This window comes from Atopobium fossor DSM 15642 (genome assembly GCF_000483125.1).
Classification (GTDB): Bacteria; Actinomycetota; Coriobacteriia; order Coriobacteriales; family Atopobiaceae; genus Atopobium; species Atopobium fossor.
The window spans coordinates 108,193-131,804 of record NZ_AXXR01000003.1 but is presented as its reverse complement, the minus strand read 5'-3'; the positions used below and the strand labels follow the sequence as shown (position 1 = coordinate 131,804).

The window sequence follows — 23,612 nt, the reverse complement described above, 5'->3', positions numbered from 1 at the left end:
ATAAAGAAGACCCGCCAGTGTGCATGCTTAAAAGCAGAGGCCAGGCGGGTTTACTGACCACAGTCTATCACATTCATATCCACCGCGAGACGGTGCCGACACCTGTCCAAGGTATCGACACACATATGGATATAAGTGTAATATTATTGAATAACCAAGCATCATCAAAAGGAAGAAATGAGGCCATTGTCTTGAGTTTTCTTGGATACATGAAAGGTGAAGAACCAGGCTTTTTTGAGAGAATCCCTCACGTATTTAAAGGTAAGGGACATTATGGTGAGTATCTTACGGAATATGCTCTTAATCACAAAAGTATTCCTGGCAAACTAGAAACCTACACTAATTTGTTAGTGCCTCGCTTTGGTAAGGTGACCGAAACATCAGAAATTGATGTGCTTATGCTGCACGAGAGGGGCATTTACGTTTTTGAATCCAAGAATTACTCGGGCTGGATATTTGGTAGTGTCAATCAACGTCAGTGGACTATGGCGCTTAACGCAAGAACCAAGGAACGCTTCTACAATCCTATTATGCAAAATAGGGGACATATTAGGGCTTTGTCGGAGTACTTACAATTGCCCGAAAGTGTATTTAGGTCAGTCATAGTATTTTCCGAGCGCTGCGAACTTAAGAAAGTGCCGGAAGATTCGTCCGAGTTTCATATTTGTCAGCGCCAACACCTTGTTCGAGACATAAAGCGCGATCTTTCTCATAGAGAATTGCTGTTTAATGAGAAACAATTTTCTACGATTGAATTACAACTAGAGGTGCTAGCGGCTGCGTCAACCAATGAAGCTCTTCAAGAACATGTTGCCGAGGTAAGGCAGGCTTTTTCTGGTCAATCTACTAAAAAGCCGTCTCAAAAACAAAGCATTGAAGTACAGCAAGCCATTCAAGCTCAACAAACTATCCAAGTAGAACAGGCTCCCTCCAATCAAGTAACCGAGGAAGACTCTATGATTAAGCTGCGCTTAGAGTTACTCACATCAGCTTCGATTGGAGAAACGCCTCAAAAACAGACTGTCGAGACAAAACAGAATGCTTCTGATCATATTTGTCCTCGCTGTGGCAAAGAATTGATAGAGCGACATCGTAAGTCTGATGGCAGCACATTCATTGGATGTAGCAGTTTTCCCAAATGTAGGTACACAAGAAATAGCTGGTAATAGTTGGTAGTTGTAATAGCTTACAGAGCAGTACTATTCTGAATATAGTCGCCTATGTAATTTGTCGCACTTTTGTTGGACAAAAAATAATAGATGAACCCGTAAATACCTTTTCTCGTACATCACCCTTCAAAGTAGATGAATTAGCTGTTTACATAGTATGTATCGTTATATTTGGCTTTGTTGCTCTTGATGCTATCAACAATAGTAGTTCGCCAATTCTAGCGAGGGCGCTCGTTCTTCCGCCCATATTGGCGCTTTTTAACACTCGAAAAAGAACGGGACGAAGCCTTTTCTTTGTCCTTGTGGCGTTTGCAGCTGCACTTGGTCTGATGATAACCTCACTTATCCTTCCAGATATTGTGCAGGTAAAAGCATAGGACAATCACTGCATTACCGAGAAAATCATTTTATATTTTCGCGTTGCCTTTCAAAATGATTTGGCACTTCAAAAGGCGTCTTACACTCCACAAACAACTTTGCCTTTGTCGTTAAAGCGAACAGGCGAGAGTACCAAGCGAGTAAACAAAGGATGATGCGGGTTGCCCAGCTTTGAGGGATGTCCAACCATATACCACTGCCTGCCTGTTGCTAAGCGTAAGATTTCTAGCTCGCTTTGCTTTAAATAGCTCCTACGATCAACAGTGTTACCCCAAGCTGCTAAAAGCAAAGCATCCGGATAGCAGGCAAACACCTCACGCACAAGAGCAAGGTTGGCGTCTAAATAATCTTGGCGAGCATCTTTGTTTTTATGAAGGTTAATGGGGTTTGTTGCGCGCTGGGGATACAAGTTGAGCATAATCCAGCCATCGTAACCCTCATCACGCTTGGATTCCAGAATGCTCTTTACACGCCGGATAGTAGGGTCGTCACCAGCGGGTCCTTCTGCATCAGAAGCGGTACTGGGATTTACGCCAAACACCACAAGTGGCTTTGTACCGGGCACACCTAACAAAAAGCGAACTGTGTCTTTGTTGCCTACCATAATTTTCTTATCAGGCTGCACATTAGCTAGCTTGGAAGCAAATTCATCGCATACGGATTGAGGAGTGTGCCCGTTTAAGCTGGTAGACATAGGTAGCCTTTAGTTTGTATAGGACGATTTTATTTTTTGATTTTAACATCACGTGGACTAGTCGTGCATTGCATACGACTCCTACGTTTACAGAATTGTAGTTCATGATTACCTATCTTATGGGAAGATAGGTAACAGCTAGATAGGTAACAAGTGGTTGTACAAAAAGCTATAGATTGGAATCAAAATGACTGATGATTATAGTGGTTCTGCTGCAAATATGCAGCAGGGGGGGGACTTCACTGACAAAAGTACGCTAGATGAACAGGAAATCATTCAGCTAAAAAAGCTTGACGCTCGCTATAAAAAAGTGTCATCAAATAAACTTGCTCAAGCAGGTAAAAAGGTATTAGATCTTGTTCCAACACAAGCAAAAGCTGCAGTTGCTGCTGCAGGAGCAACTATTACTGAACAGCAATTATATAATCAAGCTATGGAATTAATAGCAAAAGGATTTACTATTGCCGAGAAAAATGCAGCTAAATATACGGTTAGTAAAGAAGCAATAGTAAAGTCTATCAATGCTACAAGTGATGAAACTCAGATTAACTCTTTTGAAGAAATTTGTACGCTACCAAGCTCCATCATTTCTAAAGCAGCTCATAAAGGAAATATTCAACATGCCCTTTCTGCGTTAGCGGAGGGAGCTGCTACTGGTCTGTTTGGTTTTGCAGGTGTTCCAGCTAATTTGGCAACAAGTACATTTGTCTATTATCGAGCAGTTCAATGTATTGCCATGTCATATGGATTTGATATCCAAGATGACCCAGCAGAATTAATTATCGCAGGTGAAGTACTATCAAGTTCTATGAATCCGTTGAGTAGTTCTAACAATGGTCAAGTAAATACAGTTAGTAAGTTTATGACCTTAGCTTTTGTGTCAAATGTCGAGGTAGTTGCAAAAAAGGGTTGGGTTGCAATGGCTCAACATGGAGGCTCCGCACTTTTGCTTGTTCAAATGCGTGCGCTTGCCAACAAGGCAGCACAAAAAGCTTTAGTTACAGCAGGAAAGCAGGGGCTTGAAAAAACAGCATTAAAGGAAGTATTTGAACAAATTGGAAAGCGCCTAACACTAAAGACCATTCAAAGAGCAGTTCCTGTTGTCGGTGCGGGAATTGGTGCATTAATCGATTATGCACAAATGAACGCTATCATTGAGTATGCGGATATTTTTTATCACCGGCGGTTTATTATCGAGAAAGAACAGCGTATAAAAGAATTACATGCTTAAATAATTGCTTTACAGAGAAAAGCAGTCATAGTCTTTATGGCTGCTTTTTCATACATGAAGTATCTGGCTGATTGCTTATTGTTATGCAATACTACAAATACCTTTTATTATTTCCACTCGGGATATTCCTTTACAGAACAAGACACTGTATACCCTATACTTCTAGTAACAACTTCCCAAACCAAATGGAGAAAATCATGTCTGAAGATACCCGCAAATCTGCAGAAGACCTTATCGATAAGGCCGTCGAGGTAGCAACAGAGGCACAAACCAGCGAAGCTGTAGCTTCCGCAGAGCTTAATGACCTCCATGAATCCGTCGGTCTCAAAGTTGTGACCGAGCCTCTTGCAGAGGAAGAAGTGGACTTTGATACCTTTAGCAAGTCAGATTTCCGTGCTGTAAAGGTTAAAGAATGCACAGCTGTTCCCAAATCAAAAAAGCTACTCAAGTTCGTTTTGGATGACGGCAGCGGCACTGATCGCGTGATTCTGTCCGGCATTCATGCCAACTACGAACCCGAAGAGCTGGTTGGTAAGACCCTCATTGCCATTGTTAACCTGCCGCCTCGTCGCATGATGGGGATTGATTCCTGCGGCATGATTATCTCGGCAATTCACGAGGTGGACGGAAAAGAAGCTCTTAATGTTCTAATGGTTGACGATAAGATTCCTGCGGGAGCAAAGCTGTACTAAGCGTTAGTCGGTAGGTGTAGTAAGGCATCGGCACAAAATTTTGAGGTAAGGAGACGTGGTGGATAGTTCTGTACCAGATTCCGAGAATACCGAGCAAGAAGAGACAAAAGTTCTGGGGGGGGGGAGCTCTAAAGACATTCAAAAAGAGAGTTTTAGCTCGTCTGCTATTGCTCAGAAAGTCAAATCTCTAAACGAGAAAATCCCTAATCAAAAAAGCAGGGATAAAAAGTCCCATCTAGGTGCAATAAAGGGTATTGCTAAGCTTTTTAAAATGCTTGGTCCCAAAGGCACACTCATTGCACTTGCTGTTGTAGTTGCAGCAATATTTCTTACGTGGTTTGGCGTCAATTGGATGCAACCGCCTATTTTTATTAGTTCTTCTCAACTTACCAAGATGATTGCTGTCAATCAGCTTTCAGTTATTGAGTACCCCTATGAGGGTGTTGCTGATTATACTGATGGCTTTTACTATGAGCACTTACCAGTACACATGCACTATAAGGCAACTGTTAATGTTTCATTTAATCCCGAAGATGTGCAGTGGGAAATTGATAACGAGAAGAAAATAATCACTCCCATTCTTCCTGAGTTCACTCATTCAGAACCAGTCATTGATGACCACATTGTCTATCTTGAAGATGGGGCTATAGGTATCGATCCAAAGAAGGCTTTTAATTATTGCAAGCAGGATGCAGTAAATGACATAGCCAATAAGATTGATTTAGACAATATGGCTGTAGAAAATGCTCATGCCATAATCGAGGGTCTTACTTACAACCTAGTTGAGTCTAAAGGCTACAAAATCGTATGGCCAGAAGATATGGAAAAAAGTGAGCAAAAATCAGTAGAGACTGCAGGTGATAAGAATGCTGCGTAAAATTGTTGCAAGTCTTGTATCAGCTTTTCTTATTGCTGGAGCTGTGGTTTTACCGGGATGTAAGTCTAAAGGACCTGATTTTTCAAATGCTATTCAAGTTGCAAAATGGGCCAGCTATGACTGCTATTTTCACGATGTGGCAAAAGGTAAATTCCGCGATAACTTGGCCCTGCTGTTTGGACATGAAATTTGGTATGAGTATGATGCAAAAGTTCAATATGGCATTGATTCAAAGAAAGTAAAAGTTGGTAAGCCTCATCAGGTAGGCTCAGATATGGTAGTAACGGTGCAAATACCAAAGGCAACAATTCTTGGTCGTCCAGCCATTGATCCGGATTCAATAAATTTTGTTGCAAAGAAGGATGGCCTTCTTGTTATGTGGGCAGACCTGGGTGCTCAAGAAAAGCAGCAGGTTCTTAACGATGCGCAAGATAAGCTCGAAGAGAAGTGCTCTAATAACACAGATTTGCTCGCAAGGGCAGATAAACGAGCCCAAGAGCTATTGAAAAATTATGTCGAGGGCATTGGTGATGAATTGGGCGAGAAGTACGTCGTTGAGTTTGAAATTGTAGAGTAGGCTGCAAACCTGATAAGCCACAGACCAGCTCTACAAATCCCATACACCTAAAACAAAGGTCGGTAGATTTAATCTACCGACCTTTACTCATGCGTCTTTGTAAGACGTACTTGTTAATTTAAGCGCTTGCGGATCTATTTATCTGCTTACTACTACTTACTTCGTAAGACTCTTCTTGTAGTGACGTGCTCCCAAAAATCCCATGGCAGATAGTCCAAGCAATGCAACATACAATCCTGTATTGGTGGTGTCACCTGTTGCGGGAATAGCTGTTTTTGCAGGCTTGACGGTCTTTGAGCTAGGAGCAGGTTTCTTGGTACCAGGAATTGGATTGCCAGGCGTTGGGTTGTTGGGTGTATTTGGCTGAGGGGCTGGCTTGGCAGCTACGGTAATCTTTGCTGTCTTAGTTGCGCTTGCACCCTGGGTGTCGGTTACCTTAAACGTAACCGTATACTCGCCTACAACATCCTTATTAAAGCCGCCATCACTGACAACCTGGACAGCATTCTTCAAATCGCCGTCCTCAGTATCTGTAGCAGATACAATAAGGCTCTTTACATCCAGCTCTTCACCTTGAGTAATGCTTTTGTCGGTTACTACCAATTGAGGAGCTTCGTTCATAGTCAAAGCATTTGCCTTATAGATGGCATAAACAGTAATCGGCTCGCGAACAATGCTGTTCTCGGTAAAAGTATTACCGGTTCCATCTGGCTTGGTATTCCAGCCCTCAAACTGATACGTAAGTCCTGCTGCAGCATCAAATGGAGCGGGGTTATCTGCAAGGGCATCGCCAAGTACGGTAGCAGTTGGTTTTGTTCCGGTATTGAATGAGTCAGTATTCAATGCACCGTTATATGCTACGCGAGAAGTTCCAAGGTTCTGCTCGCTACTATCTCCCAGGCCTGCTGTGTTTTTATCAAACTTTACGAGTACGGGACTAAAAGAAATAGAAACAGGAGTTTTTGCCTCAATAGCGGGAATAGATTGCGACAAATCCAAGAAATAGAACGTTGGCATTTTGACATAACCGTCAACTCGTCCAGAAATAGTTGCCTTTTGAGAATTGCCGACCAACTCCAAGGCTTTATCTTTAGAAATGGTCAATGGAGACTCAGCAACCAGACGCATATTTTCATTTTCAACGTCATGTCCGCTTACGCCCAAGATTTTCTTTCCGCCATAGGCAGAGTTAGTCCTCAGGATGGTCCTTACGGTTATGTTCCTAGACTTAGCAGGGTTCTTAATGGTAAACGACGTTGAAGGATTTGTATCACTTACCAGTGAAGTAATATTCCATTTTTCTGCACCACTTACCTCTGCTATTTCAAATTTATCCCTTGAGGTGGTGTCGAGTGCCATATAGGGCTGGAAAAAATAGCCGGTAAAGGTGAGCTTGAGTTCTTCAGGAACTTCAACTTCATCAGGAATAGTGATATTCAAGTCAACATGGGTGTAGCCAGCACGCTTTGCAGAGCTACCCTGATCAGACTGAGTATTGGTCATGATGGTTGATCCGTTGCCGGTATACAGCCAGTGAGCAATAATCTTATTCATATCAAAGCTTGATTCTAAAGAAAGCTCGTAGCTATTGCGGCTCTCATCAAAATACAAGTTAATATCATGATCAGTTGGATTGGTATCAAGCTCGGTATTTATGACTGAGCCTGGAACCGTATCCTGATCTGACTTATTCAAATTAATGTGTGTAACATTGCCATTAAGATAGCCAGTTACACCAAGCCTGCTTATAAAGACAGGGTACAGCTCTGTTACATCATCCTTAACGAGCTCAGAAGCCTTTTCCTGAGCATAATACAGCTTAGCGCCGTCAGTAGTTTCATAGTTGGCAGAAGGACTCCATCCTAAGAAGTACTTTTTATCCAGGGCACCGCCACTTTCCCAGCCAACACCCCTGTTGGTCGAGTCAGAAATGGCTTCATCTGCGGTAGCAAAGCTAACAGGTACATCACCAGATGCCGTTTTAAAGGTTACATTGTGGGGAAAGCTGGTAGGAGAGGTTGGATCTGCTGCAAGTGCAACAAGAGGCAGGGCAGCCAAAAGGATTGCCGTGCACATTGCCACACGCAACAAATACTTTGATAAGTGCTTCATCGCTCGCTTCCTTCATTAGTGAAGAGCTATCAATACCACGCATAATAAAATGCAGTTTAATTAGTATACGCCTATTATCAGCAGATGTATATCTTAAAAATAACAGTGGTATAACCTGAAAGAAGTCCAAACATCACGCACGATGAAATGAGAGTAAAACTACTTGTTTTTCTCAACAAACGCGTTGATAACGCTGCTGGTATAAACCGCAGTTCCTTCTCCAAACTGATCAATGTTTTTATGGAACTCGGGATTGGCTGAGTATCCAGCGCCAATATAACCAAATACCTCAACACTACAGTCAAAGCCATAGCGACGAATGTTGTCTAACAAATCATGAGCCAACTTCTGATTTTGTGGCGCATCAGGAGCAAGGCCAGCGTCTTTATTGAGTGCAAGCTGCTGAAACACGCGGTTAAAGTCTACAGTAGCCTGCTCCTCTTTACCTTGTTGCTTACTTAGCGACTCATCAATAAGCTCATCGCCGTAAAGCTTACGCGCTTCTGCTTCATACTCTTTACCATCATCCCAGGTAAATCCTTTAAATTTGTTTTGAGCGGTCATGGGAATGCCCTCCTTTATAGATTGAATTGTTGTGCGGAGTGTGTTAATAAGATCGTTGAGCTGTACTTGTTCAGACTCAAGCAATTCAAGTTGCTGCTCAAGCAATGGCAAGCGGTCGTCTTTGGATTGTTCTAAAAGCTCCCCAATAGTAGTAAGCGGAAAACCTAAATACTTGAAGTACAAAACGGTTTGCAGGGTATCCAGGTCTTCATCGGTGTAATAGCGGTATCCATTACTTGCCTTGTGTGGAACGAGAAGACCAATATGGTCGTAGTAGTGCAAGGTCCTAACTGATACGTGCGCAAGCTGGGCTGCTTGTTTGATGTGATACATGGGCACCTCCTTTCACTACTATTTATAAGGCCTGACGTTTAGTAAGGGTCAATAGCTATTTTGACTATTTTGAAAATAAAAGTTTGCCTTAGCTAACTTATTGCAGTATGATGCTCTCTAATAAAAAAGTAAGCCTTAGCTAACTTATAGAGTAAGCCATTCAAGAGAGGAATTTAAACCTTCACTATCAAAACTCTTAAGAAAAGCTTGGGCGCACAAGAACCCGGAAAGAGGAAAGTACGGATATGGTTCATACACATACTTCAGACTGTCAGGCTTCTGCTGTGCCTGCTGCACGTATGCTCTTGCGCGCAGCTTTACCAGCTTTTACCGCTATTGTTACAGCCTTTATAGCAGTGCTTCTGCTATCTGGATGTACAGATGCAAAGCCCAAAATGTCTACTGATGCAGCCATGACAGATAAAAAGCCCATTGTCCTAACCACATTTACTGTGCTGCAGGATATGGCACAAAATGTTGCGGGAGACCACCTAGATGTTCAGTGCATTACTAAGCCAGGTGCAGAGATTCACGACTATGAACCCACACCCGATGACATTAAGCGTGCTCAGGGTGCTAGCTTGGTATTAGAAAACGGTCTTGGTCTGGAGCGCTGGTTTGAGAAGTTCATGGCAGATTCTCCAGCTAAACGCGCAAACCTTTCTGAAGGCGTTGAGGTCATGAACATTGCCGAAGGCGAGTACGCCGGTAATGCAAATCCTCATGCGTGGATGTCTCCCAAGAATGCAGAAATCTACGTAGATAATATTGTGGCTGCATTTAGTGATCTTGATCCTGCTCATGCAGAGGATTACAAGGCAAATGGCGAGAAGTACAAGGCTCAAATTCGCCAGGTAGGCGAGGAAATGCAGGCTGGTCTTGCAGGTTTGCCTGAGGATCATCGCACGTTGGTTTCTTGCGAAGGTGCCTTCTCGTACCTCTGCCGTGATGCCGGTCTTAATGAGGTATACCTTTGGCCAGTAAATGCAGAGGATGAGGGTACTCCTCAGCAGATTGCCAACGTCATTAAACAGGTTAAGGAAAAGTCTGTCCCCACCGTTTTTTGTGAGACCACGGTTAATCCTAAAGCTATGCAGCAGGTAGCAGATGAGACGGGCGCCAAGTTTAACCCCGATGACAAACACGCGTTGTACGTAGATTCCCTTTCCGAGAAGGACGGCGTAGTTCCCAGTTATCTTGAACTGCTGCGTCATGACGCTCGCGTCATTGTTGATGGTCTTACCACTCAGAAATAAATCCTATGAACATGCTTGAGGTTAGCGGGCTGACGGTAAGTTATCCTCATACGCCCACGCCCGCTATTAGTAACGTGAGTTTTATGTTGGAGCCAGGTAGCTTATGTGCGTTGGTAGGCGCAAATGGTGCAGGTAAGTCCACGCTACTCAAAGCTCTTATGGGCATGCTGCGCCCTCAGGCAGGAACCATCTGTTTTGCGGGTTTGAATTCAAGTCAAGCCCGCAAGCAGGGGCTTGTTGGCTATGTTGCCCAGCGAGATGCCATGGCAGAAGATTTTCCTCTGCGTGTGAGTGACGTGGTTATGATGGGGCGTTATGGCAAGCTAAATTTGTTTTCTCGTCCCTCCAAAGAAGATAAGCTTGCTGTGGAATTAGCACTTGAGCGCGTTGGTATGAGTGAGTTTTCTAACAGACCCATTTCTGCACTTTCTGGAGGCCAAGCTAAGCGCGTTTTTATTGCTCGTGGTTTAGCGCAGCACGCACAGTTTATGCTGCTAGACGAGCCTTTTGCGGGTGTCGATAAAAACTCTGAGGCAGCATTGGTATCCCTCATTCAAGATATGGCTCACCAAGAAGTAACGGTATTGTGTGCTGTGCATGATTTACAGATGGTAACCGAGTCTTTTGATCAGGCCATCTTGCTAAACCATACCTTAGTGTATCAAGGTCCTTCTCACCAAGCCCTGCAACCCGAGCGTGTGGCTCAGGCGTTTGAAGTGGATATATCTAAAGCGCAAAGGTTGGTGATGTAGGTGGCGCTTAGTCTATTGGCTGCACAGCCCGTTGACGTTACTCAAATACCTTTGCTTGATATTTTGAGTTTTGCCTTTATGCAGCGCGCTCTTATAACGGGCATGGCAACGGCACTCGTTTGCGGTGTAATTAGCTGCTTTGTTATTCATGTTGGTTGGTCACTCATGGGTGATGCAATTTCCCATGCGGTTTTGCCTGGTGTTGTTATTTCCTATATATTGCAGTTACCTTATGCGGTTGGTGCAGTGGTGGCTGCGCTCATTGCGGTGGCGCTTATTGGTCTGGTGCGGCAAAGTAATGTTATTAGCTCAGACACGTCCATGGGTATTGTCTTTACTACGCTTTTCTCATTAGGCACGGTACTTATTTCTAAAGTTCCTAGTCAAACAAGTCTCTCGCACATTTTGTTTGGCAATCTGCTGGGCGTTACTCCTCCAGATATGTGGCAGGTGCTGGTATTGGGCAGCGCTGTTTTGGTGGTGGTAGTTGTACTGCGTCGAGACCTTGCACTGTTTACCTTTGATCCCATGCACGCACAGGCTTTGGGAAAGTCTCCACGGGTACTGAGCTGTATTCTGTTGGTGGCACTTGCTATTACGGTGGTGGTGTCGCTGCAGGCAGTAGGCATTATTCTGTCTGTTGCTATGTTGGTTACACCAGGGGCTACGGCGCGCATGCTTACCGATAATTTCTGGAAAATGCTGTGGTTGTCTCCTGCCATTGCAGCTTTGGCAACAGTGTTAGGTATCTGTGCAAGCTACGTGTTGGATGCCTCTTCCGGCGGTATGATTGGTGTAGTGTTGGGCACGTTGTTTGCGCTAGCAGCAGTGTTTGGTTCTCGTGGTGTGCGTGTACACATGCAGGTAGAGCAACAAAAATAGGGTGCTGGACGTATATCCAGCACCCTTGTGCGTTTGCTTATGTGTTTGATGGCATGAAGGTTAGGTAACGCAAATAGGCATAGGCTATAGAGCCCATAGACTTACATCTGAGACTGGCCGATCATCCAAATAAGCTTGGAAAGAGCAGCATTTTGCTCGTCCATTGCAGCAGAAATCAGGAAGTTATCTTCAGAATCCGCATCCTTCTTAATTTGAAGGGCCAATTCACGCAAAGACTCAAAGTCACGCTTTGCAGCGTCAAAGATATTCTCGGGAGACTTAAAGTCATCGGGGTACTCTTCGAGTGTGGAAGAAGCAACAAACTTCTTGAGAGAACCAAAAGGCTTGCCACCGTTTTGCAAGATGAGCTCTGCAAGCTCATCAATTTGATCAAAAGTTTGGTTGTACAAGGTTTCTAGCTGTGCATGTGCAGTAAAGAAAGAAGAACCCTTTACATACCAGTGAGCGTTTTGAAGCTTGTGAGCCTCTACAACAAAGTTGGACAACAAAACATTGAGCTTATCGTTAAGCATAATTTCCTCCTTGGAAATAGGATTGTGGTTAAGGTTATTGATGTATGGATAGGTTTGAGTGAGTTTCTGCGCGAGAAGCACTGCCATCTGCAGCAGATGATTGACTTAAACAATCCAAACACAATCCGGTAAAGTACAGAGAAAAGCTGTGTACTTGTCCAACTTTTGCTGCATTGGCAGTAAAGGACATGTGAGTTGACTCCGGATTCTCTAGATCAAAAACCCTTCCGCAATGAGTGCACCTAAAATGAGCGTGTTGGTTAGTGAGACAATCAAATCTGGAAATGTTATCTCCTGTATCCACCTGCAATAGCTCACCTCGTTCTACCAGCTGCATCAAATTGCGATACACCGTACCCAAACTAATGTTGGGAAACTCCTCGCGCAGAGCCGTGTAAACCTGATCTGCGGTGGGATGGTCGTGGCGATCTTTCATATAGGCGCGGATTGCTTCGCGTTGCTTACTCGTTCTCATCGTATCCTCTTATCAATAACGATAATCGTTACTAGTTAGTATGTTGCCAGAAGAAACGAATCTATACACGGCAATGAAAAAATTTTAAATTTCTTTTCTTGCTAGATATGGTGATCTTGGATGATGGCCTGGAACAGCTGTTTTATCAAATAATCGTTATTGTATCCCAGCAACCATTTTGGCAAGAACCGTCAATAAGGTTGGTATGAACCAAAATAGAAGAATGCCCCACAATATCAGTAGTGCTTTTATAAACGATTGCTTCCAAATAACGAGGAAGGCAACAAACTCGCGGACCATGGCATTGATATAAAAGTACAAACGCGTTTTTGATCCACGACCATCGCAGCTCAAACCCATATTTTTGGCTAATAGCAAAGCACGATATACGTGGTAGTTGTCGGAAACTATCAACACAGTTGGGGCGCTACTGCTAGTAGTGTCGTTGTTGTTTGGAGCATTATGCCTAACATCAGCATTGATAAGCTTAAACGAGAATTGAAGATTTTCTTGCGTGTTGCGCGAATTACGCTCTTGTACAAGAGCATGAGCAGGGATACCTTTATCAATAGCATATTCATACATGGCTTGTGCTTCTGGAACCAGTTCATCTGAGCCTTGCCCGCCAGACATAACAAGTTTACTGCCAGGATTTTTATGCCACGCTGCAATACCAGCATCTATGCGTTTAGCTAAAAGAGGCGTTACCGTACGACCATCAATGAGCCCAGCACCCAGTACAACAATATGTGTGTACTGCTTACGGGTTTGAGGAATAAGATTAAGCCAACTTGCTACTACGTACAAAATAAGAAGTAATGAAACAAAAGCCAGAGCAGTAGAAATAAGCACATATATAAGCGTCAATGCCCAGATTGCAAGATTCTCTGTTGCATGTTTGGTGGGAGACATAAGAGGCCACACTACCAAATACACAATAGCAAGAATGCCAGCGCCAAAAGAAAGAAGGTTATGTGGGCGCAAACCTTCCTTGCGAATAAGCTGAATGCTTGTAGTAAGTGCTGTGGCAATAATGGCTATAGGGGATAACGAGAGCATTACTACTACAAGGACAAAGAGGATAAGTCCAAAAAATGCTGCATCAGAGTCTTCTGGAAATTGCACCATGATGCCTGCAAATAAGATTCCCACGCTTATTAAGCACGCAAAGAGCTTAATAGAGATCCATAAGGTTCGACGCTCCTTGTGCCATTGCAATACAAAAAGCCCTAATGTAACCAGTAGGGGGAGTGTTGTTATAAGAAAAACAGTTATGTGGTCACTCAGATTCACAGGTAAGCCTTTCGTTTGTTGTTTGTATTCTATCGTAGGCTTTACCTGCGGTTGGCTTACTCTTTGGTAAGGTTAGCGCTTATGGCAACTGCCACAGCATAGGCAGTAGACCATGCGGCAGTAAAGTTAAATCCACCCGTAATGCCATCTATATCCAATACCTCACCTGCATAATATAAGCCAGGAGTTTCCTTTGATTCGAGTGTGACGTTATGTATGGTGTCTAAAGCTATGCCGCCACAAGTTACAAATTCTTCTTTATAGCTGGTACGTCCAGAAATGTGATAACAGTCCGAAGTAAGTATATTTACTAGGCGATTAATATCTTTTTTAGAGAGCTCATTGCAGCGCTTCTCTATAAGGTTTGGACTTGGAGACGTATCATTTTTATTCTGTGTGCTGCCCTGTTGCACATTAGTTTGAGTGCGTTCCAGCAAATACGCCCAAAGTTTTGCCGATAAACCAAAAGGAGCTACATTACGTACTTGTTTACGAGCGTTTTGATCAAGAATGTGCATGAGTTGGTGACGCACAAGTTCCATGTTTTTCTCGCCCACCCAATTAATGTGTAGCGGAGATTGATAGCTACAGTCTGCCAAATGGCGCGCGGCATAACTTGACAGTTTGAGTGTTGCAGGGCCGCTCAATCCTGTATGCGTAACAAGCAGCGCTCCATCCGCTATAAATTTTGTTCCTGGAATGCTAAGAAGCGCTTGGGAAGTGGAGGTACCAGCAAGCTTGTGCAGTGTTACGTCTGTTACAGTAAAGGTAAATAAACTAGGAACACAACCTTCTTTGTTGGGTGTACCACCAATAGTTACCGCAACAAAATCAAATGCTCCGCCATTGCAACGCAGCAATGCTTCTGGATGGTTGATACGCTGATTAAGTACAATACGCACTCCAAGCTGCTGTGCAGTTTGCGTAAAACAGTTTATGATTGCATGGCTCGTTTGAGCTTTTGGAAAGACGCGTTGGTCTGGCTGTGCCACAAGGGGTACTCCATGAGCTTCAAACCAAGCATAAGCATCTTGTGGACCAAACTGCTTAAACAGCCTTTTGAGAAGTCCGGCACCTCGGGGATATACCTGCTTAAGGTCAGTTACCTGAGCAAACGTATTGGTACAGTTGCAGCGCCCACCACCAGAAACTTCCAATTTAGAGAGTACTTTGTTGCGCTGCTCAAAAATGGTAACTTCAAGCTTAGGGCACTGCTCTTTGGCGTTAATTGCCAAAAAGAACCCTGCTGCACCTCCACCAATAACTGCAAGTTTCAAATGTTTGTCTCCTTGTTCATTAAAGATATATTCATTAGAAATTTTTATTTGAGAAATTCCTCCTACTTGTTGTCTGTGCCGGTTAAGCTGATTAGATAGATTAGTCCTCGTCATCCAGAGCAGCTAAACAATCTTCATGGTTGCGATAGCTACGCCAAATACCATACTCAGCAAGTATGAAGAAACAGCTAAACATACCAAGCATAAAAACAAACATTGCAATATCACCAGCCCAGGTAATATGTGCCCAGCCAAGCTTGGTTACTTCACTATACAACCGTCCGCCAACTGCAGCCGAGGTAATCAAAGCAGATAATGCAACTGCACTTCCAATCCGACCAGTTTGCAAAAATGAGCGTGCTTCGGTATAGCGAAGATCGTCACTTACAATTTTGCGTCGAGCTTTCATGCATACTACAACGGCAATTGCTACAAACAAAAAAGTAGATTCAAGTGGACTTTGCCCTAGTATGCCACTTACATTGGATGGCTGACTTTGTGCTAGGTAATTAAAGCGTGTGTAGATATCAAATAAGATGCCTAAAGCCAAAATATAAAATCCAGTTTTATATATATCTCCGAGTTGAGCACTTATACGTTCATCTCTTTGCTTATGCGAAAATAGCTTAAAACGAGTATTCATACTTATACTTCCCAAAATAGATCATCTAGAGTTTTACCTAGAGTTTTGCAGATATTCATACAAAGATTGAGCGTGGGATTATAACTGCCGGATTCAATAAAACAAATAGTTTGCCTTGTTACTCCCACAGCTTTTGCTAACTGCGCTTGCGAGAAACCAGCCTGCTTGCGAGCTTCTTTTAAGCGTTCGTTCTTTACTCCATCCATAAGAGTCCTTGGTAGTTGTTTACATGGTGTGCACGCGGGATAACATGGCCATTGCTATCCTGTGTGTCAGAAATATATGACATACAAATCTAAATGTCAACTATATATGACAAATTTTTTTGAGTATCGTCTATTGATTTGCATAATAGCCATTAGTCAGAATCAAACCTACTACAAAAAACACTTACAACAGACACTTGAGGCACAAAAACAGGTTTGCTGCATGATGGATGACTCTGATTTTCTCTTTGAATGGTTAGCATTTTCCCAGTTCAAAGACCCTTGCAATCGCTGGTTGACAAAATTCCAACACAAGTTGGTAGTATGCAACCACTTACATTCATATGGTCTTCTTATCAACTAAAATGAATGCAAGCAAAGGAGACAGTATGATTTTAGGCGAGAAGATAATGAGCCTGCGTAAGCGCGTGGGTTGGTCGCAGGAAGAGTTGGCGCACGAGCTTGGTGTGTCGCGCCAATCGGTGAGTAAGTGGGAGTCAAGCACTTCGATTCCGGATATTCAAAAGATTATGGCGTTGGCTAAGCTCTTTGATGTCTCTACAGATTATCTACTGCGCGATGAGTTGGATGAGCCTGTAGCGTCTGTGTGCGTTGTTGGAAATACGCAGGATACAGTTGCAGCACAGGTAGATGTTCCTACGGCCCACTCTGTTATGGAAGCTCTTTCTGGCACCGCTGATAATAAGCCTGCTCACGTGGTAACACTAGACGAAGCTAACGCATTTTTAGAAACCACGCAAAAGTTGTCTAACCGTACTGCTTTTGGAGCGTTTTTATGTGCAGCAAGCCCAGTGATTCTTCTAGCCACTTCGACCATGATGGAGCATAACTATCTAGGCGAAGAGCAGGCTATGGCTATTGGTATGACTGTGTTGTTTTGTATGGTTGCCGTGGGCGTAGCTCTGTTTATTGCTCAGGAATCCAAACTTTCGCGCTTTGAATACCTTTCCAAAGAAGTGCTTACCTTGCAGTATGGCGTAGAGGCAGTTGTCCGTCGCAAGCAGGAGGCACATAATCCAGTTAATCATTTGCTGATGATCATAGGTGTAGTGCTATGCATTTTGTCTCTCGTTCCCTTGTTTTTGCATGTGTATATGACAGATTTACTGGGCTTAGATATTTCAGTCTCTGTGATGCTTTTTATAATCGCAATCGGGGTATTTTTATTAGTAAAATCTGATATTGAAATGGATAGTTTTAAGAAGCTACTCCAAGAGGGAAAGTATGATCCTACCGAGAAGCTCATGGCTTCTCGCACATCTTGGCTTCCTAAAATGTATTGGCCTGTGGTTCTAGCTATCTATTTGATTGCCAGCTTTACTACAAACAGGTGGGATAAAACATGGATTATATGGGCAGTTGCTGGTATTTTGTACCCCGTCGTAAGTACGTTTGTTCAGAAATTTACTACTCTTAACAAGTAAAGATCATACTCTTACAGAAAATATTCAGAAAATTTATCCTTTTTGATAGGTGTGCCGTAACTGCACACCTATTTTTTTGTAACCTTGACATATATGAGCGTACTTTCATATTCCAAATCGGGGTACACTTATGCTCAAGTTAACAAGGAGGGGGATTATTGTGCCACGTCAGCATGTAGCCAATTCGGCTTCAAAGACTTCACTCACCAATAAAGGTACTGCCTCGCGCGAGCATATTATTCAAACTGCGCTACAGGAATTTTCTACCCATGGCTATGAGAAGTCTTCCATGCGCGCCATAGCTGCAAGTGCAGGACTTACTACGGGCGCTATTTACGGGTACTTCCCTGGTAAAGGGGAGCTTTTCGATGCGATTATTACTCCCGTTGCAAACCAGTTACTCTCTTTATATGATGCTGCTCAAGAGCGATTCTTGGATTTACCTGAAGAGGATCGAACATTAGATACTATGTATGAAATGGAACAGGTATTTATTGAACAGCTTGCCCAAGTAATGTATGACAATCGTGACGCTTTGTTGTTGCTGTTGGAAAGCCCCGAAGGCACCAGTTGGCAAGACTTTATTTCTGAGCTTGCAGACATTGAGGACAAGGCTAAGGTAGCGTACCTAAATTCCAGAAATAAAGCCTCTCATAAAGCTCATTCTCAAGAGCAATCTGCCGATACAATCAATGTAGATGAACTATCGCCTGCTCTATCCAAAGTTTTTGCCATCTCGTACTTCAATACCTTGTTTACTGTGTTTAAGTTTGAACCCGACTTCAAGAAGGGGCTTGCTTCCATGCGCGTACTGGTAAAGTTCTTCCATTCTGGTTACGAAGCAGTTATGCCCTAAGGAGTAGTTATGCTGTTTGTTGAATATCCCAAATGCACCACCTGTAAGCGTGCCAAGAACTGGCTTGATGAGCATGCTGTTTCATATGAGGATAGGCACATCAAGGAACAAAATCCTACAGCGGCTGAGCTTAAAGAATGGCATGCAAAAAGTGGTCTGCCTCTTAAAAGGTTTTTCAATACCAGCGGTCTTCTCTATAAGTCTTTGAACCTCAAGGAAAAACTTCCTACCATGTCAGAAGATCAGCAGTATGAGCTTCTTGCTACCGATGGTATGTTGGTAAAAAGACCAATTATTGTTGAAGGTAACACCATTTTGGTTGGCTTTAAAGAGTCCGAGTGGGAAGAAAAGCTCTTATAGCACGTGGCGTCATGATACAAAATAAACATGAGTATGCCGTTGCTGATGAGGTTGATTTTCTAAGAGTGCGTACCTTGCTTGTTGCTCGTGCTCAACAGATGCAACATCCCAATAGCATGAGTGACCAGCAGATTGAAGAATTATTACGTCAGCAGCAAGTTGCCAATGCACCAAAGATACTTGCAAAACCTTCGCTTATCAAAAGCGTGTTTGTCCCTACCGCTTCATATGCGCTCATATGGATAGTGCTTTTAGTTGTTGGTACGATTATTGCTTCTGTTTTACAGGAAGATAGAGAGTTTTTAGTAGGTCTACTTACAGGCATGCTGGTACTTGCCCCCATACTTGTTTTGACGCTATTCATTAGATACATTGCACTAGTGATTGCACATAAGAGATCAAAGAAGCAAGCAATGTTAAAGTAACCAAACGACCTCAAACAAATAGACAAAAACGCCCGCGTAGCTGAATAAATCCAACTGCGCGGGCGTTGCAAAGAGAGGGCTTTTTGACGCCTGAACTACTCAAACGCTACTCTGTACCAGCGCTTTCTGCGCTAGCATCCGTACTGGTGTCTGTATTGGTATTGACATCTGCGTGATTGGTGTTGTCAGGCTCGTCAATCTGGTCTACCTGATCTGTCTTGTCAATTTCATCCATATCACTGTCTGCGGAGTCTGTATCGGTATTCGTATCCACATTAGTATCTGATTTTGAGTCTGTCTCTGCGGGCTTCTCGGGCTGCTCAGCAACAGGTTTAAACTGGTATTTCTTGCCATACACAATTACGGTACCATCCATATTAAATTGGATGTCTTCTATAGGAATATAGGGAAGATTGAGGTAAGCTTCTTCAAACTCATCGCGCGTCATGCCATAAATCTTTGACCACTTGGCAATGATTTCTTCTTGAGTCATGTTGCCATTAGGCTTGTTGCTTTGAGGTTTTTCTACTTGTATACCAGGCCATTTATAAGAGGGGTCGTAGGTAAATTCCTCGGTGGTACCATCCTCGTAGTAGACCAACCAAATGTTTTTAGCTGCGGCAATAATGCGTGTTGCTTTCTTGGCAGGGTGCTCATGGTCATCGTCAGAGCCATTTTGGTTATCCGTGTTACCGCCTGCATCTGGTGAAGGAGTTTTGCCTATAGAAGAATCTGAGCCCCAGCCATTCTCACCTTTAGGACGTGCCTCAGGATTAGCAATCAAGTATTTAATGGTTGCAACAACATCACGAGCGGAAGCATTACCAAAAGCACTGGCAAAGTAGCTGTCCTTGCAACCCTGGATGATGGTCTCCAAGGTTATATAGTGGTAGTGATCGTGGTGAGGAATAACAAAGGCATTGCGGTTACGGTCAAAGCCATTGGCGTGAATCAGATTGCCATAGGTGATGGTTTTAATATCCACTATCAACTTGGGTTTTACCTCGTCATACGAGAATTTCTCACTCTGATCAAGAGGATCGAATTTGTGACCATGGTTGGGATCGTACTCTTCAATCTTGATATCAGGATATAAAGCAGAAGGATCTTCATAGGTAATTGACTCGGTACCGTCTGCATGATGCAGGTGCCAGTGATTCTCGTGATGCTCAATGCCAATCACGCGCTTGGGATCATTGGGATCTTGGACGATGGGACCTCGAGGAGGTTGAGGCTTACTGTGATCACCATGGTCACCATGGTTACCGTGATATTCACCAATTACAATGCCGGGGAATACGCCAGTAGGATCATCCTTGGTAATGTACTCGGTGTTATCTGCGGTGTAGCAGTGCCAATGGTCGTCGTGACGCAAAATCTTAGTAATGGGCAAGCGACGTAGCTCATCAAGATTTACCACACGTACGGTATGTAATCCTGGGTTACCGGGAAGGCTTCCACCCTGATTGGAAGAGCTGCCACCTTGACCACCTTGATTGGTCTGGTGACCAGCCTGATAGGTGTTGCCATTTCCGTTGCCGCTACCGCCATAGTTGCGACGATCACCATGGTTGCCTACATACTCACCAACAGCAGCATTGGGGTAGTAGGGGCGAGGATCTTCATAAGTTATAAACTCAGCACCGCCAGCAGTAATAATGTGCCAGTGGTTGTCATGCTTAAGCAGACGCACTACGGTATTGGGATCAAGACGCTTGAGTGAATCTCCTTCTAGCACCCTAGCGGTATTCTTAAGATTGGCAACACTTCCAGCCTTTGTTGGATCAGAGTAAGTAATAATCTCACGGCCGTCCTTGGTAAATACGTGCCAGTGGTCTCCGTGCTTAATGATTTTTACAATCTCATCGGATGATACAGCAGGGGCATCAATGAGTACCTGAGTTGTAGTGTCTGCAGCATAATTGCCCTGTTTTTGCTGGAAGGGCGTGGTTGTAATAGCAGTGGAAGTATGAGTTACTGTTTGTTGTTTAGGTTGATTGGCAAGTGTAAATCCACCAACACCCAACGACACAGCAAGCAAGCCAGCTACAACTGCCCCAGTCTTACTAATCATGCTAACTCCTTATCTATATAGCGCCTAAGCGCCTTTATTACTTACGTTTACAGATGAGCGAAACAATCAAAATACCTACAGATAAAAGCACAATAACCGCGCCAGGTCGTAGGTTGTAGATGTACGAGATGTACAAGCCTGCATATACTGCCAACACCGATAAAAGCATGGATATGCCTAAGGTGGAGCGGTAGGTCTTGCTAAACTGCATAGCACTGATAACAGGTACAACCAACAGGGACGAGACAATCAACGAACCAATAGTTTTGGCTGCAATGGAGATGGTGATAGCAACCAAAAATGAGAACACAAAGCTCAACAGTTTGGTATTGATGCCCAAAAGGGGTGCAGACTGTGGATCAAACACACTGAGGTACAAGCGGTTGTACAGTATCTTGTAGGTGCTAACAACAAGAGCCGCCACGGCAATAACCAGGTAAAATTCCAAATCCCCAATGGTTACGATGGAGCCAAAAAGATAGGAACTAATAGAGTTGCTATTCCCAGCCAGGCTGGTAAAAATACCTGCCAAGCCAATGGATGCCGCTAATACAATAACGGTAGAAATCTCCTGATAGGCCTTAAGACGTGCACTAATGATTTCGATGGAAAGACCAGCCACAATGCAAGCTACCACCGATCCCAGCAAGGGATTAAAACCAAAGCATAGGCCAATTGCTACACCCGCCAAAGAAGCATGAGAAAGAGTATCTCCCATCATAGATAGACGCTTAAGCAAGATGGGCAAGCCAATGCACGGTAGGATACCAGCTAAAATACTGCCTACAATAAAGGCGCGCTGCATAAATTCATACTCAAACATGAGCGCTCACCTCCATTGAGCATGCTCTAGCTCGCAGCAACAGCCATCCTCTAAGCAGATGGTCTTATCAACAAAATCGCGGGCTTCTGATAAGTGATGTGTGATAATAACAACGGTTTTACCCTGATCACATAGTTCTCGCAGGATTTGATATAACTCTGCCGAGAATTTCTTATCAATTCCCGAAGTGGGTTCATCCAGCAAGATAAGCTTGGCGTCCTTAATGAGTGCTAACAGCAACCCAATGCGCTGTAGTTGACCACCGGAAAGCTGATTAAGCTTCTTGTGTACATGCGCTTCTAAACGGACAGTGGCAAGAAGTTGATCTACGCACACCTCTTTTTTAAGGTGCTTGAGGTGTATGCGAACTACTTCTTCAATGGTTGTTGGAAAATGCTTATATCCTAAAATCGAATATTGCGAGACATAGGCAATGTCGTTGTAGTGATTGTTGGTAGTGCGCACATCACCAAATAGACGGATTTCTCCTGCGCTGGGCTTGAGATTTCCCAAAATGAGGTTCATAAGGGTTGACTTACCTGCGCCATTCTCTCCAACAAGTGCTACAAATTGAGACTGCTCTACACTAAGCGTAACGCCCATAAGAACAGGCTCATCTTCGTAAGCAAAACAGACGTTTGATATGTCTAACACCTTACTCACTGAAGGATTTCACCAACTCGTCCAAGTTGTGTTCCATAAGCTTGAGGTAGCCCATCTGCTGTTCTTCTTCAGTGAGGCTTTCCATAGTGTATATAGTTGCCGTTTTGGTGCCTGTGTTCTTTGCTAACGTCTCGGCAACCTTAGGGGTAGCCTTACCTTCAAAGAAAATGGTGCTAATGTTGTGCTGCTTTACAAAATCAGCAATGGTTGCAAGCTGGGCTGCGGAAGGCTCGTCTTCGGGGGAGATACCCGTAACAGCAACCTGCTTAAGGCCATAATCATTAGCAAGATAGTTAAAAGCTGCGTGTGAAACTACAAAGTACTTCTCGGAACTAGAAACCTTGGACAGCGTGTCCTCAAATTTCTTGTCCAACTCTTTAAATTCTGCAGAGGCTTTTTCATAGTTTTGCTTGTAATAGTCTGCATTTTCGGGGTCTATTGCCGAGAATTTGTTGTAAAGCGTGTCAAGTTCTATCTGGGCGTTTTTAATAGAAAGCCAAGTATGTGGGTTAACACTGGAGTGGTCATCTACGGCAGCATCCTTGCTTTGCAGCAAGGTTAAGCCTTGAGATAAATCCAAGAACTTGTCGTCATCCTTGGCGGAAGCCTTAAGATCGTCGATAAAAGACTCCATGCCAGCACCGTTGTATACGATGAGGTCCGCCTTGGTGATTTCTGCCATATCGGCTGCCTGGAGCTCAAAATCGTGAGGTTCCTGGTTGCCCTTAATAATCATCTTGACGTCCATCTTGTCCCCAACAATGCGCTTGGTGAGGTCGTATACAGGAAAGAACGTGGTGTAAACCGTTTTTTTAGTGCCTGCACCAGTTGTAGACATGCCATCAGTACCATTTTTATTGCTGCATGCTGCAAGAGGCATGGCAATCATACTGGCTACGAGGACAGCCAGTAATAGTTTAGTAATACCCTTACGCACGGTACCTCCTTAGGGTTTAGCTGGTTTTCAATCTCTTTTTCAATTTGAAATTGAAAACCAAATTAGTTTTGTATAACAAGTTAAC

At 43.6% G+C, this 23,612-nt stretch carries 25 protein-coding genes; 12 read left to right on the top strand and 13 right to left on the bottom strand.

Annotation, left to right across the window (positions count from 1 at the left end; all coding sequences use genetic code 11):
* Positions 1 to 191 precede the first annotated feature (191 nt).
* On the top strand, positions 192 to 1,166 hold the full coding sequence (locus G469_RS08810; protein WP_169726169.1) for an NERD domain-containing protein: 975 nt from the start codon (positions 192 to 194) through the stop codon (positions 1,164 to 1,166).
* A 460-nt stretch (positions 1,167 to 1,626) separates the two neighbouring features.
* On the opposite strand, the gene G469_RS0100635 is transcribed toward G469_RS08810, so the two are convergent.
* The gene (locus tag G469_RS0100635; RefSeq protein WP_028263402.1) at positions 1,627 to 2,241 is read right to left on the bottom strand and encodes a DUF1643 domain-containing protein; all 615 of its coding nucleotides are present in this window, start codon (positions 2,239 to 2,241) and stop codon (positions 1,627 to 1,629) included.
* Positions 2,242 to 2,428: 187 nt separating this feature from the next.
* Here G469_RS0100635 and G469_RS07880 point away from each other — a divergent pair, with 187 nt between their 5' ends.
* From G469_RS07880 to G469_RS0100615, 4 genes are all read left to right on the top strand, one after another.
* Positions 2,429 to 3,472, top strand: coding sequence for an EcsC family protein (locus G469_RS07880; protein WP_051353666.1), 1,044 nt, complete (start codon positions 2,429 to 2,431; stop codon positions 3,470 to 3,472).
* Between the two features lie 197 nt (positions 3,473 to 3,669).
* Positions 3,670 to 4,164: a methionine--tRNA ligase gene (locus tag G469_RS0100625; protein ID WP_028263401.1), complete on the top strand. Its 495-nt coding sequence runs from the start codon at positions 3,670 to 3,672 to the stop codon at positions 4,162 to 4,164.
* A gap of 58 nt (positions 4,165 to 4,222) precedes the next feature.
* The gene (locus G469_RS0100620) at positions 4,223 to 5,041 is read left to right on the top strand and encodes a DUF4230 domain-containing protein (RefSeq protein ID WP_028263400.1); all 819 of its coding nucleotides are present in this window, start codon (positions 4,223 to 4,225) and stop codon (positions 5,039 to 5,041) included.
* Entirely contained in the window at positions 5,031 to 5,618 is a 588-nt protein-coding gene (locus G469_RS0100615) for a DUF4230 domain-containing protein (RefSeq protein WP_028263399.1), read from the top strand. The genes G469_RS0100620 and G469_RS0100615 overlap by 11 nt, the downstream gene beginning before the upstream one ends.
* Positions 5,619 to 5,774: 156 nt before the next feature.
* Here G469_RS0100615 and G469_RS08805 read toward each other — a convergent pair whose 3' ends face one another.
* Both G469_RS08805 and G469_RS0100605 read right to left on the bottom strand, forming a co-directional pair.
* A complete protein-coding gene (locus tag G469_RS08805) occupies positions 5,775 to 7,730 on the bottom strand; it encodes a DUF5011/hyalin repeat domain-containing protein (RefSeq protein ID WP_028263398.1) in 1,956 nt (651 codons plus the stop codon).
* 159 nt (positions 7,731 to 7,889) lie between these two features.
* Positions 7,890 to 8,627 carry a MerR family transcriptional regulator gene (locus G469_RS0100605; protein WP_028263397.1) on the bottom strand — a complete coding sequence of 246 codons (738 nt, stop codon included), beginning with the start codon at positions 8,625 to 8,627 and terminating at the stop codon, positions 7,890 to 7,892.
* Between the two features lie 245 nt (positions 8,628 to 8,872).
* Here G469_RS0100605 and G469_RS0100600 point away from each other — a divergent pair, with 245 nt between their 5' ends.
* Genes G469_RS0100600 through G469_RS07870 form a run of 3 tightly spaced genes read left to right on the top strand, consistent with a single transcriptional unit; the run spans position 8,873 to position 11,517 of the window.
* Positions 8,873 to 9,883: a metal ABC transporter substrate-binding protein gene (locus G469_RS0100600; RefSeq protein WP_211225385.1), complete on the top strand. Its 1,011-nt coding sequence runs from the start codon at positions 8,873 to 8,875 to the stop codon at positions 9,881 to 9,883.
* Positions 9,884 to 9,888: 5 nt separating this feature from the next.
* A complete protein-coding gene (locus G469_RS0100595; protein ID WP_028263395.1) occupies positions 9,889 to 10,635 on the top strand; it encodes a metal ABC transporter ATP-binding protein in 747 nt (248 codons plus the stop codon).
* On the top strand, positions 10,636 to 11,517 hold the full coding sequence (locus G469_RS07870) for a metal ABC transporter permease (protein ID WP_322785993.1): 882 nt from the start codon (positions 10,636 to 10,638) through the stop codon (positions 11,515 to 11,517).
* A 101-nt stretch (positions 11,518 to 11,618) separates the two neighbouring features.
* Here G469_RS07870 and G469_RS0100585 read toward each other — a convergent pair whose 3' ends face one another.
* The 6 genes from G469_RS0100585 to G469_RS0100560 form a co-directional block, all read right to left on the bottom strand.
* Entirely contained in the window at positions 11,619 to 12,050 is a 432-nt protein-coding gene (locus G469_RS0100585; protein ID WP_028263394.1) for a Dps family protein, read from the bottom strand.
* A 34-nt stretch (positions 12,051 to 12,084) separates the two neighbouring features.
* Positions 12,085 to 12,525 (bottom strand): Fur family transcriptional regulator, encoded by a 441-nt coding sequence (locus tag G469_RS07865; protein ID WP_035425204.1) that lies wholly within the window; start codon positions 12,523 to 12,525, stop codon positions 12,085 to 12,087.
* Between the two features lie 156 nt (positions 12,526 to 12,681).
* Positions 12,682 to 13,818 (bottom strand): YdcF family protein, encoded by a 1,137-nt coding sequence (locus tag G469_RS07860; RefSeq protein WP_156908383.1) that lies wholly within the window; start codon positions 13,816 to 13,818, stop codon positions 12,682 to 12,684.
* 56 nt (positions 13,819 to 13,874) lie between these two features.
* Positions 13,875 to 15,095 (bottom strand): aminoacetone oxidase family FAD-binding enzyme, encoded by a 1,221-nt coding sequence (locus G469_RS0100570; RefSeq protein ID WP_028263393.1) that lies wholly within the window; start codon positions 15,093 to 15,095, stop codon positions 13,875 to 13,877.
* Positions 15,096 to 15,195: 100 nt separating this feature from the next.
* Complete coding sequence (locus tag G469_RS0100565; protein WP_035425202.1) at positions 15,196 to 15,738, bottom strand: hypothetical protein; 543 nt, start codon at positions 15,736 to 15,738, stop codon at positions 15,196 to 15,198.
* A 2-nt stretch (positions 15,739 to 15,740) separates the two neighbouring features.
* Positions 15,741 to 15,944, bottom strand: coding sequence for a helix-turn-helix transcriptional regulator (locus G469_RS0100560; protein WP_028263391.1), 204 nt, complete (start codon positions 15,942 to 15,944; stop codon positions 15,741 to 15,743).
* A 389-nt stretch (positions 15,945 to 16,333) separates the two neighbouring features.
* On the opposite strand from G469_RS0100560, the gene G469_RS07855 reads away from it, so the two are divergent.
* From G469_RS07855 to G469_RS0100540, 4 genes are all read left to right on the top strand, one after another.
* A complete protein-coding gene (locus G469_RS07855; protein ID WP_051353663.1) occupies positions 16,334 to 17,389 on the top strand; it encodes a helix-turn-helix domain-containing protein in 1,056 nt (351 codons plus the stop codon).
* 160 nt (positions 17,390 to 17,549) lie between these two features.
* Positions 17,550 to 18,245, top strand: a complete 696-nt coding sequence (locus G469_RS0100550) for a TetR/AcrR family transcriptional regulator (RefSeq protein ID WP_028263390.1) — start codon at positions 17,550 to 17,552, stop codon at positions 18,243 to 18,245.
* Between the two features lie 9 nt (positions 18,246 to 18,254).
* Positions 18,255 to 18,605, top strand: coding sequence for an arsenate reductase family protein (locus G469_RS0100545; RefSeq protein WP_028263389.1), 351 nt, complete (start codon positions 18,255 to 18,257; stop codon positions 18,603 to 18,605).
* Positions 18,584 to 19,030: a hypothetical protein gene (locus G469_RS0100540; RefSeq protein ID WP_028263388.1), complete on the top strand. Its 447-nt coding sequence runs from the start codon at positions 18,584 to 18,586 to the stop codon at positions 19,028 to 19,030. The genes G469_RS0100545 and G469_RS0100540 overlap by 22 nt, the downstream gene beginning before the upstream one ends.
* Positions 19,031 to 19,136: 106 nt before the next feature.
* On the opposite strand, the gene G469_RS07850 is transcribed toward G469_RS0100540, so the two are convergent.
* From G469_RS07850 to G469_RS0100520, 4 genes are read right to left on the bottom strand one after another with little or no spacing between them, the layout of a single operon-like run.
* On the bottom strand, positions 19,137 to 21,104 hold the full coding sequence (locus tag G469_RS07850; protein ID WP_051353662.1) for a hypothetical protein: 1,968 nt from the start codon (positions 21,102 to 21,104) through the stop codon (positions 19,137 to 19,139).
* A gap of 37 nt (positions 21,105 to 21,141) precedes the next feature.
* On the bottom strand, positions 21,142 to 21,927 hold the full coding sequence (locus G469_RS0100530; RefSeq protein ID WP_028263387.1) for a metal ABC transporter permease: 786 nt from the start codon (positions 21,925 to 21,927) through the stop codon (positions 21,142 to 21,144).
* A 6-nt stretch (positions 21,928 to 21,933) separates the two neighbouring features.
* Positions 21,934 to 22,581, bottom strand: a complete 648-nt coding sequence (locus G469_RS0100525) for a metal ABC transporter ATP-binding protein (protein ID WP_245579091.1) — start codon at positions 22,579 to 22,581, stop codon at positions 21,934 to 21,936.
* A gap of 1 nt (position 22,582) precedes the next feature.
* Positions 22,583 to 23,527 carry a metal ABC transporter solute-binding protein, Zn/Mn family gene (locus tag G469_RS0100520; protein ID WP_028263385.1) on the bottom strand — a complete coding sequence of 315 codons (945 nt, stop codon included), beginning with the start codon at positions 23,525 to 23,527 and terminating at the stop codon, positions 22,583 to 22,585.
* Between the last annotated feature and the right edge of the window lie 85 nt (positions 23,528 to 23,612).

Coding starts and splice junctions, on each gene's coding strand:
- G469_RS0100635 (WP_028263402.1), bottom strand. CDS start 2,241: ATGTCTACCAGCTTAAACGGGCACACTCCTCAATCCGTATGCGATGAA.
- G469_RS07880 (WP_051353666.1), top strand. CDS start 2,429: ATGACTGATGATTATAGTGGTTCTGCTGCAAATATGCAGCAGGGGGGG.
- G469_RS0100625 (WP_028263401.1), top strand. CDS start 3,670: ATGTCTGAAGATACCCGCAAATCTGCAGAAGACCTTATCGATAAGGCC.
- G469_RS0100615 (WP_028263399.1), top strand. CDS start 5,031: ATGCTGCGTAAAATTGTTGCAAGTCTTGTATCAGCTTTTCTTATTGCT.
- G469_RS08805 (WP_028263398.1), bottom strand. CDS start 7,730: ATGAAGCACTTATCAAAGTATTTGTTGCGTGTGGCAATGTGCACGGCA.
- G469_RS0100605 (WP_028263397.1), bottom strand. CDS start 8,627: ATGTATCACATCAAACAAGCAGCCCAGCTTGCGCACGTATCAGTTAGG.
- G469_RS0100600 (WP_211225385.1), top strand. CDS start 8,873: ATGGTTCATACACATACTTCAGACTGTCAGGCTTCTGCTGTGCCTGCT.
- G469_RS0100595 (WP_028263395.1), top strand. CDS start 9,889: ATGAACATGCTTGAGGTTAGCGGGCTGACGGTAAGTTATCCTCATACG.
- G469_RS0100585 (WP_028263394.1), bottom strand. CDS start 12,050: ATGCTTAACGATAAGCTCAATGTTTTGTTGTCCAACTTTGTTGTAGAG.
- G469_RS07865 (WP_035425204.1), bottom strand. CDS start 12,525: ATGAGAACGAGTAAGCAACGCGAAGCAATCCGCGCCTATATGAAAGAT.
- G469_RS0100565 (WP_035425202.1), bottom strand. CDS start 15,738: ATGAATACTCGTTTTAAGCTATTTTCGCATAAGCAAAGAGATGAACGT.
- G469_RS0100560 (WP_028263391.1), bottom strand. CDS start 15,944: ATGGATGGAGTAAAGAACGAACGCTTAAAAGAAGCTCGCAAGCAGGCT.
- G469_RS07855 (WP_051353663.1), top strand. CDS start 16,334: ATGATTTTAGGCGAGAAGATAATGAGCCTGCGTAAGCGCGTGGGTTGG.
- G469_RS0100545 (WP_028263389.1), top strand. CDS start 18,255: ATGCTGTTTGTTGAATATCCCAAATGCACCACCTGTAAGCGTGCCAAG.
- G469_RS07850 (WP_051353662.1), bottom strand. CDS start 21,104: ATGATTAGTAAGACTGGGGCAGTTGTAGCTGGCTTGCTTGCTGTGTCG.
- G469_RS0100530 (WP_028263387.1), bottom strand. CDS start 21,927: ATGTTTGAGTATGAATTTATGCAGCGCGCCTTTATTGTAGGCAGTATT.